The 15,231-nt window shown below is 52.0% G+C and carries 8 protein-coding genes; 5 read left to right on the top strand and 3 right to left on the bottom strand.

The window, feature by feature from the left end:
• Window positions 1–65 precede the first annotated feature (65 nt).
• The 4 genes from LDN30_RS09160 (at window position 66) to LDN30_RS09175 (ending at window position 8,743) form a co-directional block, all read left to right on the top strand.
• Complete coding sequence (locus LDN30_RS09160; RefSeq protein ID WP_223930263.1) at window positions 66–3,386, top strand: glycoside hydrolase family 2 TIM barrel-domain containing protein; 3,321 nt, start codon at window positions 66–68, stop codon at window positions 3,384–3,386.
• 52 nt (window positions 3,387–3,438) lie between these two features.
• A complete protein-coding gene (locus tag LDN30_RS09165; protein ID WP_223926347.1) occupies window positions 3,439–5,397 on the top strand; it encodes a glycoside hydrolase family 97 protein in 1,959 nt (652 codons plus the stop codon).
• A gap of 40 nt (window positions 5,398–5,437) precedes the next feature.
• A complete protein-coding gene (locus tag LDN30_RS09170; protein WP_223926348.1) occupies window positions 5,438–7,003 on the top strand; it encodes an alpha-N-arabinofuranosidase in 1,566 nt (521 codons plus the stop codon).
• 216 nt (window positions 7,004–7,219) lie between these two features.
• Window positions 7,220–8,743, top strand: a complete 1,524-nt coding sequence (locus LDN30_RS09175; RefSeq protein ID WP_306432741.1) for an IS1634 family transposase — start codon at window positions 7,220–7,222, stop codon at window positions 8,741–8,743.
• A gap of 235 nt (window positions 8,744–8,978) precedes the next feature.
• Here the strand turns inward: LDN30_RS09175 and pncB are convergent, their stop codons facing one another.
• A complete protein-coding gene (gene pncB / locus LDN30_RS09180) occupies window positions 8,979–10,172 on the bottom strand; it encodes a nicotinate phosphoribosyltransferase (protein ID WP_223926349.1) in 1,194 nt (397 codons plus the stop codon).
• A 214-nt stretch (window positions 10,173–10,386) separates the two neighbouring features.
• A complete protein-coding gene (locus tag LDN30_RS09185; RefSeq protein WP_223926350.1) occupies window positions 10,387–11,595 on the bottom strand; it encodes an ATP-binding protein in 1,209 nt (402 codons plus the stop codon).
• 490 nt (window positions 11,596–12,085) lie between these two features.
• Between LDN30_RS09185 and LDN30_RS09190 the strand changes: the two genes are divergently transcribed.
• Window positions 12,086–13,402 (top strand): leucine-rich repeat domain-containing protein, encoded by a 1,317-nt coding sequence (locus tag LDN30_RS09190; RefSeq protein WP_223926351.1) that lies wholly within the window; start codon window positions 12,086–12,088, stop codon window positions 13,400–13,402.
• A gap of 839 nt (window positions 13,403–14,241) precedes the next feature.
• On the opposite strand, the gene rsgA is transcribed toward LDN30_RS09190, so the two are convergent.
• Window positions 14,242–15,228: a ribosome small subunit-dependent GTPase A gene (gene rsgA, locus LDN30_RS09195; RefSeq protein WP_223926352.1), complete on the bottom strand. Its 987-nt coding sequence runs from the start codon at window positions 15,226–15,228 to the stop codon at window positions 14,242–14,244.
• Window positions 15,229–15,231: the final 3 nt, after the last annotated feature.

Consider the following 15,231-nt stretch of genomic DNA (forward strand, 5'->3'; position numbering starts at 1 on the left):
AATAAGAGAATCTTCTCAACTTAAACCTCATTAAAATGACCAACAAACTACCATTTCCAAAGATTATGAGCAAGCGGACAGTGCTCCTACCATTGTTAGCCGGACTGACTCTGTCGGTCAGCGGACAGCCGAAACAGGCTGTGCATACCGCAGCCCCCACCTTTACCGAGTGGCACGACCTCGAAGTCAACGATATCAACCGATACCGGCTGCACACCGATTTCTTCGCCTTTTCGTCCGACGACGACTCCACGGTCGTAAACAGCGGCAACCGCTTCAAGTCGAAAAACTATCTCAGTCTCGACGGGAAATGGAAGTTCCACTGGGTGGCCAATGCCGACGAGCGTCCAGATAAGTTCTGGACAGTCGACTACGACGACTCAGCGTGGAAGACGATGTCCGTACCCGGAATATGGGAAGTCAACGGCTACGGTCAGCCCGAATATGTCAATATCGGGTTTGCATGGCGCGGCCATTTTAACGAGCAACCACCGGCAGTGCCCGTAAAAGACAACCACGTAGGCTCCTACCGGCGTATCATCGACATTCCAACGGCGTGGACTGGCAAGCAGATTATTGCTCACTTCGGATCTGTCACGTCGAATATCTATCTTTGGGTCAACGGCCATTTTGTTGGCTATTCCGAAGATTCCAAGGTCGCTGGCGAATTCGATATCACAAAATTTGTCCATCCGGGACATAACACTTTCGCTTTCGAGACATTCCGCTGGTGCGACGGCTCGTGGGATGAGGACCAGGATTTCTGGCGTCTTTCGGGTGTGGCCCGTCCGAGCTATCTCTACGCCAAGCCTCAGAAAGCACAGATAGAGGATGTCAGAATAGTCCCCGACCTCACCGACGACTATACCAACGGCACACTCAATGTGATCACACAGCTCAAGGGCGATGTGGTCCTCGAAATGGAACTTACCGACGAGAACGGCAAACTCGTGGCACAGGCGGGTGGCGTTCCAGACAGCAAGGGTACCGTAGCTACGACCATCACCGTCCCCAGTGTCAACAAGTGGACAGCTGAAACACCCTATCTCTACACACTCAAGATTAATGTCCTCGGCATTCTCTCGTCACGCGACCGCAGTCGCGGCAACTATCGTGTGCCCGTCTACGAGACCGTTCCCGTGAAGGTAGGATTCCGCAAAGTCGAGATTAAAAAATCCCAACTGCTTGTCAACGGACAGCCAATACTCATCAAGGGCGCCGACCGCCACGAAATGGATCCCGACGGTGGTTACAACGTATCCCTCGAGCGTATGATTCAGGACATTAAAATTATGAAGCGCCTCAATATCAATGCCGTACGCACAAGTCATTATCCCGATGATCCGCGCTGGTACGACCTCTGCGACAAGTACGGTCTCTACCTCGTTGCCGAGGCCAACCAGGAGAGCCACGGTTTAGGCTACGGTCCGAAAGCCATCTCCGGCACTCCACTCTTTGCCAAACAGATTATGCAGCGCAACCAGCATAACGTCGCCCTGAACTATAACCACCCCAGCGTGATAATATGGAGCTTGGGCAACGAGACCAAATACTCGAAGAATTTCGACGACGCATACGACTGGATACGCACCCAGGACACCAGCCGTCCAATCCAGTACGAGCAAGCCGGAAAGCGCGGCCACGCCACTGACATTTTCTGTCCAATGTACTTCAGTGTCAAGGACTGCGCCAAATACGCTAACGACACATCGTTCACCAAACCACTCATCCAGTGCGAATACAACCACACCATGGGCAACTCAGGCGGCAACCTTCAGGACTACTGGGATCTTATCCGCGGAACCAACCCCACGACACCCGGAAGAACGGGAGGACTGGCCAAGTTCCAGGGCGGTTTCGACTGGGACTTCGTCGACCAGGCACTGCATAAGAATATCAATACTACGGCCGTCAACGCTGGCGGCAATGGTTATCTCGACCCCAATCCACAAATCATTGCTGCACTCGACAAAAAGGCGGCATCGCTGCAACCGGGCACTGGCAACGGCGAGGAATACTGCTACGGCGGCGACTACAACAGCTACGACCCGTCCGACAACAACTTCAACTGCAATGGAATAATCGGTCCCGACCGCCAGCTCAACCCCCACGCTTACGAACTGGCCTACCAGTATCAGAACATCTGGGCCGGAGCCGACAACTTCGATGGGACGGGTGCCAACGTGAAAGTCAAGAACGAATATTACTTCCGCGACCTGTCCAACTATGCCATGCACTGGACGGTGCTCAGAGAAGGCGAGCCCGTCGACAGCGGCGTCGTCGTCGACCTCAACGTCAAGCCTCAGCAGGTGGGCACCTACCGCATCGTCTCACGGGAGTGGGGCGACTATCTCAATATCGACTTCAAGCTCAAGAACCCAGAACCTCTCATGGACAAGGGGCAGACCGTGGCCTATGCGCAGATACCAGTCAGCGAAGAGTGCGCCGTCGACTCAGCATACTATGAGGCAAAATACAAAATCAACGTCATCGACAAGAAGAACAACCCCGAAATAACCATAACATCAAAGGTGGGAAAGGTCGACGACTATGCCGTCATTTCATTCTCGCGTGCCACCGGACTGCTCACCGCATATAAGGTTAACGGCCGCAACCTTCTCGCCGAGGGCGGTACCCTAAAGCCCAACTTCTGGCGTGCACCGACCGACAACGACATGGGAGCCCGTCTCCACAAGCGTTTCCGCGTGTGGAAAGACCCCGAGATGAAACTCGTCAGCCTCACCTACGACAAGGACAAGAACACACATCTCGTCACCGTTAATGCCGTTTACGACATGCCGCAGGTCAGTGCCCGTCTCACGATGACCTACGATATCACCGATGCCGAGGGCGCAATGAACATCACCGAGTGCCTCGAGGCTAACGACACCGCAAAGGTCAGCGATATGTTCCGCTTCGGCGTTGTCGTCAACCTGCCATACGATATGGATGTCAGCGAGTATTACGGCCGCGGACCGATAGAGAACTATGCCGACCGAAAGGCCTGCATGCGCATGGGACTCTACCGCCAGACCGCCGACGAGCAGTTCTTCCCCTACATCCGTCCGCAGGAAACAGGCACAAAGAGCGACATGCAGTGGTGGATGCAGTCCAACGGCAATGGCTACGGACTGACTGTATCATCGTACGATGGACCATTCTACGCTTCGGCACTGCACTATAATATCAGCGACCTCGACGAAGGACTCGAGAAGCACCAGCGCCACAGCTATCAGGTACCGAAGTCGAAGTACACCAACCTCTTCCTCGATGGCGAGCACTACGGTGTCGGCGGTACCAACTCATGGGGTGCATGGCCTCTCGAAAAGTACCGTGTGCACTACGGCAGCAAGACCTTCAGCTTCACCATCAAACCAATGAAATAAACATCTGGAATTCAGTAAGAATACTTATACCGGATAATAAACAAGAAAGAATATGAAAAGAACAACGCTATTTGCCCTCACCATTATGCTCGCGGCTACCGGAGCATGGGCGGGCAACAAGACAATAACATCGCCCGACGGCAAGCTCACGGTCAACGTCAGCGACTCAGCAGGGCTCCTCACCTACTCCGTCGACTACGACGGACAACGCATGCTCAAGCCGTCGCGTCTCGGTCTTAAGGCTGACTTTGGCGACCTCACCACTGGACTCGCCATCAAAGCCTCACGCGACTACCGTGTCGACCGTAGTTACGACATGACTCGGACGAAGAAAGCACACGCCGACTTCCACGCCAACGCTGCCGACATCAGCGTTGTCAGCTCACGGGGCAACACGATGACCGTTACCTTCGTCGTAGCCAACAACGACATTGCCTTCCGCTATTCACTGCCACGGCAGAAGAACGACAACCCTAAGGCTGCAACAATCTTCTCGGAGGCAAGCAGTTTCAACTTTCCCGACTCCATCACCACAACCTTCCTCTGTCCGCAGGCCAAGCCCATGAGCGGATGGCAGCGCACCAAGCCATCGTATGAGGAGGAGTATACCGCCGACGCTCCCATGGACACCACATCGCTCTACGGTGTAGGCTACACCTTCCCATGCCTATTCCATGTCGGCGACCGCGGCTGGGCTCTCGTCAGCGAGACAGGTGTCGACGGCAATTATGTAGGCTCACGCCTATCCGACTACAGCCGCGACAACGGCTATACCATCGCCTTTCCGCAGACCGGCGAGAACAACGGCAACGGATCGCCATACGCTGCCGTCGCCCTTCCCGCCGTCACGCCATGGCGCACCATAACCCTCGGCACTACCCTCAGCCCTATAGTCGAGACCACCATTCCATTCGATCTTCTCGAACCCAAATATGAGCCGACGACCGACTATAAGCCAGGACGTTACACCTGGAGTTGGCTCGTATGGCAGGACCCCTCTATCAACTACGACGACCAGCGTCAGTTCATCGACCTCGCCAATCATTTCGGCTATGAGTACGTGCTCGTCGACGACAACTGGGACCAGAATATCGGCCGCGACAGCATAGAGCGCCTCGCCCGTTATGCCAAATATAAGAACATCCGGCTCATGCTATGGTACAATTCCAACGGTGCCGAGAACGATGCCCCCCAGACTCCTCGCGGCATAATGAACGACCCCATAGCCCGCAAGCAGGAGATGAAATGGCTCCAGCACATTGGTGTCAGCGGAATAAAGGTTGACTTCTTCGGTGGCGACAAGCAGGAAACGATGCGGCTCTATGAGGCCATCCTCAGCGATGCCAACGACTACGGACTCGCTGTAATCTTCCACGGCTGTACGCTGCCACGGGGATGGGAGCGGATGTACCCCAACTACATCGCCTCTGAGGCAGCCCTGGCCAGTGAGAATATATTCTTCGATGAGCACCACGCACAGCAGGAGGGCTTCGAGATGTCAATGCATCCTTTCGCACGCAACGCCGTGGGCAGCTTCGACTGGGGCGGAGTGATAATGAACGACTATATGAGCCGCGACAACAAGAGCCGTCATCGCCGTTATACAAGTCGGCTCTTCGAGCTCGCCACGACCATCACCAACCAGACAAGCGTGAACTGCGTGGCCATAACGCCGAATGTGGTCGACAACCTGAACTTCCTCGAGAAAGACTTCCTCCACCGCATACCCGTAGAGTGGACCGACGTGAAATTCATCGACGGCTACCCCACCCGCTACGCTGTCGTGGCACGCAAGGACGGCAATACCGGACGGTGGTTCGTAGGAGGTATCAACGGTACCAACAAGAGTATGACACGAACCCTCGAGTTGCCGATGCTCGCCGGAAAGAAATCGGCACTCTACTATGAGGACGGAGCACGCCATACCCACATGCGCAAGGTGCGCATACCGGCAAGCGGAAAACTCAGAGTGACCATCCCGGCTATGGGAGGCGTAATCATTGAAGAATAATGTAACCAAACTTTTTAATAAAAAACATAACTACTGACAGATGAAATTCAAACTGACACTTCTTTCACTTGTGGCCGCAACAGGCTTGCAGGCGCAAGAGACCACCGTCACCATTCACACCGGTGAGGGCAAGACAATCATTCCAAAGGAAATCTACGGACAGTTCGCCGAGCACTTAGGCTCGTGTATCTATGGTGGACTGTGGGTAGGACCTCATTCCAACATCCCCAACACCGAGGGCTACCGCACCGACGTGCTCAACGCCCTCAAGGACCTCAAGGTGCCCGTGCTGCGGTGGCCCGGCGGATGTTTCGCCGACGAATATCACTGGCGCGACGGCATAGGACCGCGCTCACAACGTCCGAAGATGCAGAACAACAACTGGGGTGGCACCATCGAGGACAACTCCTTCGGCACACACGAATTTCTGAACCTCTGCGAGCTCCTCGGCTGCGAGCCTTACATCAGCGGCAACGTAGGCTCGGGCTCCGTTGAGGAACTGGCCAAATGGGTAGAGTATATGACCAGCGACGGCGACACACCGATGGCCAACCTCCGCAGAAAGAACGGACGCCAGCACTCATGGAACGTCAAATACCTCGGTGTGGGCAACGAGAGCTGGGGCTGTGGCGGCAACATGCGGCCGGAATACTATGCCGACCTCTACCGCCGCTATTCCACCTACTGCCGCAACTACGACCACCACAACCTCTTCAAGATTGCCTCCGGTGCCAGCGACTACGACTACAACTGGACAAAAGTGCTCATGGACCGTGTCGGCAACCGCATGAACGGCATCTCGCTCCACTACTACACCGTGAAGGGATGGAGCGGATCGAAGGGCGCCTCCACCGAGTTCACACCACAGGAGTACTACTGGACCATCGGCAAGAGCATGCAGATAGAGGACGTAATAAAGAAGCACACCGCCATCATGGATCAGAAAGACCCGCAGAAGAAGGTCGGACTGATGGTCGACGAGTGGGGTACATGGTGGGATGAGGAGCCGGGAACCATCCGCGGCCACCTCTATCAACAGAACACCATGCGCGATGCCATGGTCGCCGCACTGTCGCTGAACATCTTCCAGCGTCATACCGACCGCATCAAGATGGCGAACATCGCTCAGGTGGTCAACGTCCTGCAGTCGATGATTCTCACCGACACCATCGGCAAAGGCCACATGGTACTCACACCTACCTACCACGTCTTCCACATGTACCGTCCGTTCCAGGATGCCACCTACCTCCCGGCCGATGTCCATACCGACTCGATGACTGTTGAGGGTGGCCACATGGCCAGCATGGTCGACGGCAAGATTCCTGACGTATCGGTATCGACGGCAAAGGCCAAGGACGGCAGCATCGTCGTAGCGCTGGCCAACACCTCGCTCGACAAGAAGCAGACGGTCACCGTCAGCCTCGACAACGGCAGCGTACGCAGCGTCAGCGGTTCGCAGTTGACGACACCGGCACTCACCGCCTACAACGACTTCCAGCATCCCGACAGAATCAAGGAAACTCCTTTCAAGAACTTCAAGATGAAGAAAGGCAGCGTTACTGCCACTCTGCCGGCACTGTCGATCGTCGTCCTGCAGATGAAGTAAACCTTCTGATTAACACCTAAAAACGGGATTCCCCCTCCGTGCTGTATCGGCCGGCAAATCCATCGCCGACGGGTAACACACGGAGGAGGAATCCCGTTTTTTTCCTGACTTTAGCGCAAAAAATATTTACATTTTTAACTACTTGATAATGAAGTAGTTATAAAATTACCCTTGAATTTAGGGTGACGCAAACTCGATTTTGATTACCTTTGCGTCATGTTTATACGCAAAAAGAAGAATAGGTCAGGCACCATTAGTGTGATTGTAGTGGACAAGAGCCGCGGCAAGTTCCGTGAAGTAAAGAAGTTTGGTGTGGCATCTACTGATGAGGAAGCTGATGCGCTGGTTAAGGACGCACAGTTGTGGCTCCGCCGTTATGGAGGTATGCAGTACTTGGACTTTGACGGGACGGACAAGACAGAGGCCGATATTGACTATGCCTTGTCGCACATAAGCAAATTCCTATTGAACGCTCCTCAAACTATACTTGGACGTGTCTATGACAGCATAGGCTTTGACAAGGTGGGAGATGACATTCTCAGGCATCTTGTTATAGCCAGATGTTGCGAGCCGCAAAGCAAGCTTGCTACTTCTGCCTACCTGAAGTCTTACTTCGACGAAGACATAAGCCATTTCCAAATATACAGGTATATGGACAAGCTCTACAACACCCGACAGGAACTTGTACAACAGATAAGCGTCGAACATACGAAGAAGATTCTCGGTGGAAAGATAGAGATAATGTTCTACGACGTAACCACCCTTTACTTCGAGGCATCGCCAGGCCCAGAGGCAGACATGCGGCAGGCAGGATTCTCCAAGGACGGTAAGAGTAAGGAGGCACAAATTGTACTGGGTCTGCTTGTTAGTGAAGATGGCTACCCCTTGTCATATTCCATATTCAACGGAAGCCAGTATGAAGGATTCACCATGATACCTGTAATAGACGATTTTGTCAGGAAGTTCTCCCTGAAGGATTTTGTTGTCGTTGCAGACGCTGGTCTGATGAGCTCAAAAAACATTGAACTGCTTAAATCAGCCCAATACAAATATGTCATCGGTGCGAGAATAAAGAATGAGAATGTGAAAATACGCGATTGGGTTTTGGCCTTGGAAAAGGAGGACAAGAAGGTATACGAGACATCTCACGGCGATGGCGAGAGACTGGTTGTCAGTTATTCCGAAAAGCGCGCCAAGAAAGATGCTTACAACCGCAACAAAGGAGTTGAAAGACTGCGCAAGTCATTCAAAAGTGGAAAAATCACAAAAGACAAGATTAACAAGCGTGGCTACAATAAATTCCTTGAAATAAGCAAGGGCGTGGAAGTCACTATTAATCAAGAGAAAATTGACGAGGATGCAAAGTGGGATGGCCTGAAAGGCTACATAACCAACACAGACTTAAGCGGTGAGGATGTCATAAAACAGTATACCGGGTTGTGGGTGGTTGAACGTGCCTTTAGAATCAGCAAGGGCAATTTGGAGATGAGACCTATGTTCCATTTTACCGAAAGACGTATCGAAGCGCATGTCTGCATTTGCTTCATTGCTTACAAAGTATATAAGGAATTACAGAGGCTGCTGCCATCATATGGCATACACATGAGTGTAGACAAGGTTCTAAAGATTGCCAAGACGATTCCAACTGTATATGTAAAGCTGCCCAATGGTAAAATCATCAATAAAACCTTATTTCTGACCGACGAGCAGGGGCAGATCAAGCCTTTATTTGACATGTAGGAGATTTTGGGTGACGCAACGCTAAAGTCAGGAGGCAGCGTTACTGCCACTCTGCCGGCACTGTCGATCGTCGTCCTGCAGATGAAGTAAACCTTCTGATTAACACCTAAAAACGGGATTCCCCCTCCGTGCTGTATCGGCCGGCAAATCCATCGCCGACGGGTAACACACGGAGGAGGAATCCCGTTTTTTTGTTTTCCTGCTGCCAGCGCAGCCGTTTTCCGGCTCCGCCAGGTTATTTCAGGTGTATGGAATCCATAAACCGGCGGATCACCTCGGGCTTACCCGTGTGCTTGCCGTCGTCCTCACTAATCTTGCACGTATCGTTGTAGAAAGGCCACGACTCCGTAATCTTCACCGCCACAAGTTTGATAACGATGTTCATGGGGTGGATGCCGTCGTAGTCGTTGGTGAAATTCGTTCCTATGCCGAACGACGGCTGCACCATCGTTTCGGCCTTCTTCTGCAGGTCGATCACCGAATCGGTGTCGAGGGCATTGGAGAATATCACCTGTTTAGTTTTCGGATCGATACCTAACGACTCATATTTGGCACAGATTTTCCGCAGCTGGTCCATATTGTCACCGGAGTCGACGCGCAGGCCTTTGAACAGGTTGGCAAAGTCCTCCGAGAAATTCAGCGCGAAAATACTCCACCCGAAGGTATCGTAGAGAAACGTACCGAGAGCCCCGCTGAAAGTGTGGCGCCATGCGTTCATGGCTATATGGTTGGCCATCTGGGGACCATACATTCCGCCGATGGCGGCAATGAACTCGTGGGCCATAGTACCGACGGGAGTGAGGTCATGCTTCATGGCGAGGTAGACATTGCTCGTCCCGACAAACAGTCCCGGTCCCTGGCGAGCGTCCTTCATGGCCCTCACCACCACATCCTCGGTCCGGAATGACGCACGGCGGCGCGTACCAAAATCGGAGAACTTGCAGCCGGCGGCGATGAGCCGTTCGGCTTTCTTCTGCGCCTTGGCGTAATAGCTGTCGTAGTCGAATTTCCCGTCCTGACCGGTAACGATATAGTAGAGTTCGGAGACGATGGCGAGCACCTTCACTTCGAGGAGTATAACCTCGGCCCACTGGCCCTCAAATTCTATATGCAGGTGACCCTCGTCGTCCTGCCAGGCCTTTACCCACTCGCGTTTGTATCTGAATCCGCGCAGATAGATATAGAACCAGTCGGGCAGGTAGTAGCATTTCCGCTTCATGAAAGCCACCTCCTCATCGGTGATGCGCAGCTCTTCGAGATAGCCCACCTGCTCCATAACCATCGCTGCAAAGCCGTCGGGATAGACGGTATTGTCGCGGTCGTTGAACACATACTTCACTTGCGCACGCGGATAGTTGTCTATCACGGCGCAGCACATAGTAAACTTATAAAGGTCGTCGTCAGTAAAATGAGTGATGATCGGGCGCATAGTCGTCGTTTTTATTGTTCAATATGCAAAGGTATGAAATTATTTTCTAATGCTTGAATTTGCCTGCAAATAATTCGTTGTCACGTCTACGCCCTTGGTCTGAAACCACCCCAGACAACCTCTTCCGGTCCTCTTTCTCCACTCCGCAGCCATAGGGGAAAGGCATCTTGGAAATAACAATTCCATACATGACACCCAACCTGAGCTGTTGCTCTTATACCAGTCCCTCCGTCAGGAACTTTCTCAGGTTCAGATGTATTATGCCGTTATCGTCGTTACGGTTCACAAGTGGTGTCATGGAAATGACGTATTTGGGATAATTGTCATTGATGGCACGCAGATTGCCAAACTCCCGTTGCCGTGTAGCATCGTCGGCGATGATATATGCCACCTGCACGTAAACGCGCTCTCCGGTTGGTTTCGAGCAGACGAAATCTATCTCTGATGCCTGCAGCTGTCCTACGGTCACCTCATAGCCTAAGCGTACGAGATGGTTATAGACTACATTTTCCATCACCTTCTCAATATCGCCCTCACGGTTGCCGCCTCCCAAGCAGTTACGGATGCCGTTATCCTCAAAGTAGTATTTGTCGTTAGTCTCAAAGAGCCGTTTGCCATGGATGTCATAACGGCTGACTTTATGGATAACGTATGTCTCACACAGAGCCTTGATATAGTTGATGACGGCCGTAGAGGTGATTTTCTGGCCCTGCCCTCTCATAAACTTTGAGATGCTGTTGGCCGAAATAATCTTCCCCGTGTTGTCAGCAAGGAATCGCACCAGATTCTCGAGAAAGACAGGATTGCGGATATTGTTGCGCATAATGACATCCTTGAGCAAAACCGTGTTCAGCACATCCTGCTGATATTCCCGTGCGTCATTCTCGTCGAGCCCTATCTTCTGCAATCCCGGCAGCCCGCCGAGATTGATGTACTCTGACAGACTCTCGTCGTTGTCGGGCAGCTGATGGAAAGTCAGAAACTCGTTATAACTCAGCGCCTGAATATATATCTCTTTATACCGGCCGCCTATCAACGTTGTCAGTTCACTGCTGAGCATAAGGCTGTTAGAACCCGTGATGACAATTTCCGTGTCGGGTTCCTCACGATAGCTTCGCACAGTACGTTCAAACTCCTCTATATCCTGAATTTCATCCACAAGGATATAGTTTGTCTTACCCTCCACACGATGTTCATCAATGAAGGCGTTCAGATCCCGATAGTCTCTGATGGCGTCAAAATCCTTCTTCTCCTTATCTACAAAGATGATGTTGTTGGAACCGTCTTTGGCCTTTTCATCCCTCAGTTGTCTGAGCAGATAGCTCTTACCAATACGCCTCTGACCTACAAGGACGATAATGGTGTCCTTACCAAAAGCCTGCTCTATCTTGTCAAGATAAGGTTTCCTTATGATATTCCCCATATCTTCTATAATTAATAAACCGTGCAAATATACAAAGAATTTCTTCTATAGAAGATAAAATCCGGAGAAATCTTCATTTCTTCTTTTATAAAAGGCAAATCTGCACCGAACGATACCGGTCGATGGGGAAATATCAAAACGAATTCTGAGAAATCAGATTTCCACACCGGTATCACCCGCAAGAAAGTGCCGAAGGCACACATGCGGCGAGCCTCCAGCGCCGCAACCGCTGTTCTGTTGGCGCAAGATAGCAACATGTTTGGAGCAATCACCATTCAAATAATAAAAAAATCCAGCATCGACGATACTATTATCAGCATTTATTGCTACCTTTGTCTTGTCATTGTGGATAGTATTTCTTTTTGGTCAGGCACCATGAAGTCAGCACAAAGCCCACAGATCGATGAGGCCTGAGTAACTCTTTATTCCTCAGAAACTTACAAAAAACATTAACAACGAAGCACAAGCTGAAACTAATAATTAAGGAAACATGAAACATATCGCTGTATTCAGCAAAGGCCGCACTGCCGCCTGCCTTTTTGCCACTCTCCTCACACTCCTGTCATTGGCTTCATGCAAGGACAGCGAGGACACGCCCGTAACACCCGACAAGCCAACAGAGGAAACCGATACCGTAGACCAGAAGGTGATAGCCGAAACTCCCCACGTCGACATCGAGGGCGAAGGAGGCAAAGCCTACGTCTTTATAAAAGTCTATTCCACGCTCTACGGCTTACCACAAGGTTCAAAGCTGTCGGTCGACGCAGCGTGGGTGAAGGAGGAGAGCCATCAGATGAGGGGAGAGAGCCCGCAATTTGCTGATGCCAAAGGGTCAAGGGCCGTATACAGAGGCTATTACGACATGGTTTATGTTCTCGACGTCGACAAGAACGAAGGATTGGGTCGCGAGGCCACCATCACCTTTAACTATTATAAGGACGGTGGTCTGCACTTGGGCAAGCCCGTGAAGGTCACGCTGCACCAGTGGCCGCGCAACCTCAAATCATCCGAGACCATCAATGTCGGGCACCCCGGTCAGCTGCCTGTACTCATGGGCGGGAACGTGGCAGCGTGGTCAAACCTCACATCGCTGAAGCTCACGGGACAGCTCAACACGGCCGACATGCGCACACTGCGCCTCCTCCTCAAGCGCAGCGTAAGGTCGATGACCACCTACCGCGATGCCAATGGCGGCAAGGTGGAGATAAGTACGGCCTCGACGATGAACCTGCGGCAGTTGGATATGGGCGACTGCGAATTAGTCGAGGATGGCGACACGGCCGTCGAAGAGTGCATTGAGGATGTCGACAGGAGCTACGTGCAGAGGCGGAACGTCTTGGGCGACCGCGCGTTCTTCGTGGCTGGTTGCAAGCTCGACAGCATCGTCCTGCCCAAGAGCCTCACCGAAATTGGCCACGATGCCTTCAGGATGTGCGGGAACCTGTCTTACATCGACATTCCAGCGACCGTGACAACCATCGGAAGCTATGCCTTCCAAAACTGCACGGGCATGAAAGAAATACGCATTCCGGAAAATTCGGCTCTGAAAAGCCTTGGCGTTTATGCCCTCGCCACGGGCTCAGAACTCAACACCATCACCTTTCCTGCCTCATTGGAGGTAGTCGAGAATAACGGCATACTTGGCAATGTGGCGGCAAGGAACATCCACATCAAATGGCCTATGCCGCCAGTTCTGTCGCGCTTCCGCATCTCCGACAAAATCACGCTGTGGGTACCCAAAGGTTCGGGCGATGCTTATAAGGCTGCTTTCGGATGGAACCACGCCAAGGAAATCAAGGAAGAATAATGTCGACTACGGTTATGCTGCATTTCCTTCGGAATAAGTTCTGACATCGGCAAGCTCTATTTGAATTAGTCATCGAGTTTGATTATCAATCATTTACGGACATTTTTCATTCTGCCAAAGGGTGGTAAAGAGAAATTCTTTGCCACCCTTTTCCGTATTAGCAAAGAGGCACTGCCGAGACCGCAATGCCCTTTGGCTTACGTTGCTATGCCGTAAACGATGAGTAAAGCGGGCAACAAATAAGGGCATAAATCCGCTATCATAATGTAAAAGTATTTCAGCAATCACACAATTTGGACTCCCCTCTGCTACTATCTGATTATCAACGACTTACAAATCATGCCTTTTTGCGTTGCGAAACAGCCCGTTTCAGCTTGCAAAACGGACCGTTTTAGACGACGAAATGGACCGTTTCGCAAGCCAAAACGGCATGTATTGAAATGGTGTAAAGATATTTCACATATTTGAGACTGTGGAGTGGATAATCGAGAATCGTCATTATCCAATGGCTGAAGTTACGAGATAGTGCAACCGTCGGACTGCGTAATACCATGGCTGTCACTACTCTCTTGGCAAGAAAAGTATCTTATGCAAACCATTGATAATTAAACGCTTGCAGCATTCTACCGCCGTAGGTACGGGATTTATCCCCGTCCTGCCAGCAACTGACAAGTTTTTTAAAGAAATGACATGCTAATGCGAGGACACGGATAGACCTCGTTCCTACGACAAATGCGCACAACACATTAGTTATCAAGGTGTTACGCGCACCTCTTTACAAGGTGTGACCATTGCCACTTGCCATTTTGGTGCACACAGGATTAAGTAATCCACGGGGGTCAGAAGGCCTCGCGGTACTTGCTTTCGTCTTTGTCGTCGAGCATGGAGAGATAGGAGTTGTAGCGGCTCTCGGCAATGTAATGGTCGGCCACGGCTTTCTTTACGGCACAACCGGGCTCGTTGGTATGTGTGCAGTTGGAGAAACGGCAGTCGGCCGAGAACTTGAAAATCTCACGGAAGTAGCTCGTGAGCTCCGTCCTCTCAATGTCGAAGGTTCCGAAACCCTTTATTCCCGGTGTGTCGATGATATATCCCCCTGAAGGCAACTCGAGCATCTCGCTGAAGGTTGTCGTGTGCATTCCCGTGTCGTGGGCGTCGCTTATCTCGGCCGTCTTGCGCCCGGCACCGGGTATAAGGCGGTTGATGAGTGTCGACTTCCCCACCCCGCTGTTGCCCGAGAGGAGCGTCACCTTGCCCTCAATGTCCTTGCTTATCGTAGCGATACCTGCTTCGAAGGCCCTGAGGCGGTCGTCATCGGCGATCGCCGACGGCCCTGCGGTGGTCGCGGGCGCAAGACTTGTCTCTATGCATTTATAGCCAATGGAGTCATAGAGGTTGATCATCATCTTCTGATATCTCAGCTCGTCATCGTCGAGGAGGTCGGTCTTGTTGAACACCAGCGTCACCGGCACCCGGTAAGCCTCGGCTCCGGCAAGGAAGCGGTCGATGAATGTCGTGGAGGTTTCGGGATGGGCAACGGTGACGATGAGAAAGGCCTGGTCGATATTGGCAGCGAGGATGCTGCTCTGCTTCGACAGGTTCGGCGACTTTCTGATGATGTAGTTCTTCCTGTCGTCGATGTCGGTGATGAGCGCCGTACCCTCGTTGTTGCGCACAATGCTCACCTTGTCGCCGACGGCCACGGGGTTTGTGCTCCTGATGCCCTTGAGGCGGAAGTTGCCTTTAATCTTGCATTCCACCATCTCGCCGTCGTCGGTCTTGACGGTGTACCAGCTTCCGGTGTTCTTGATTACTAATCCGTGCATAGA

This window comes from Prevotella lacticifex (assembly GCF_019973375.1).
Classification (GTDB): Bacteria; Bacteroidota; Bacteroidia; order Bacteroidales; family Bacteroidaceae; genus Prevotella; species Prevotella lacticifex.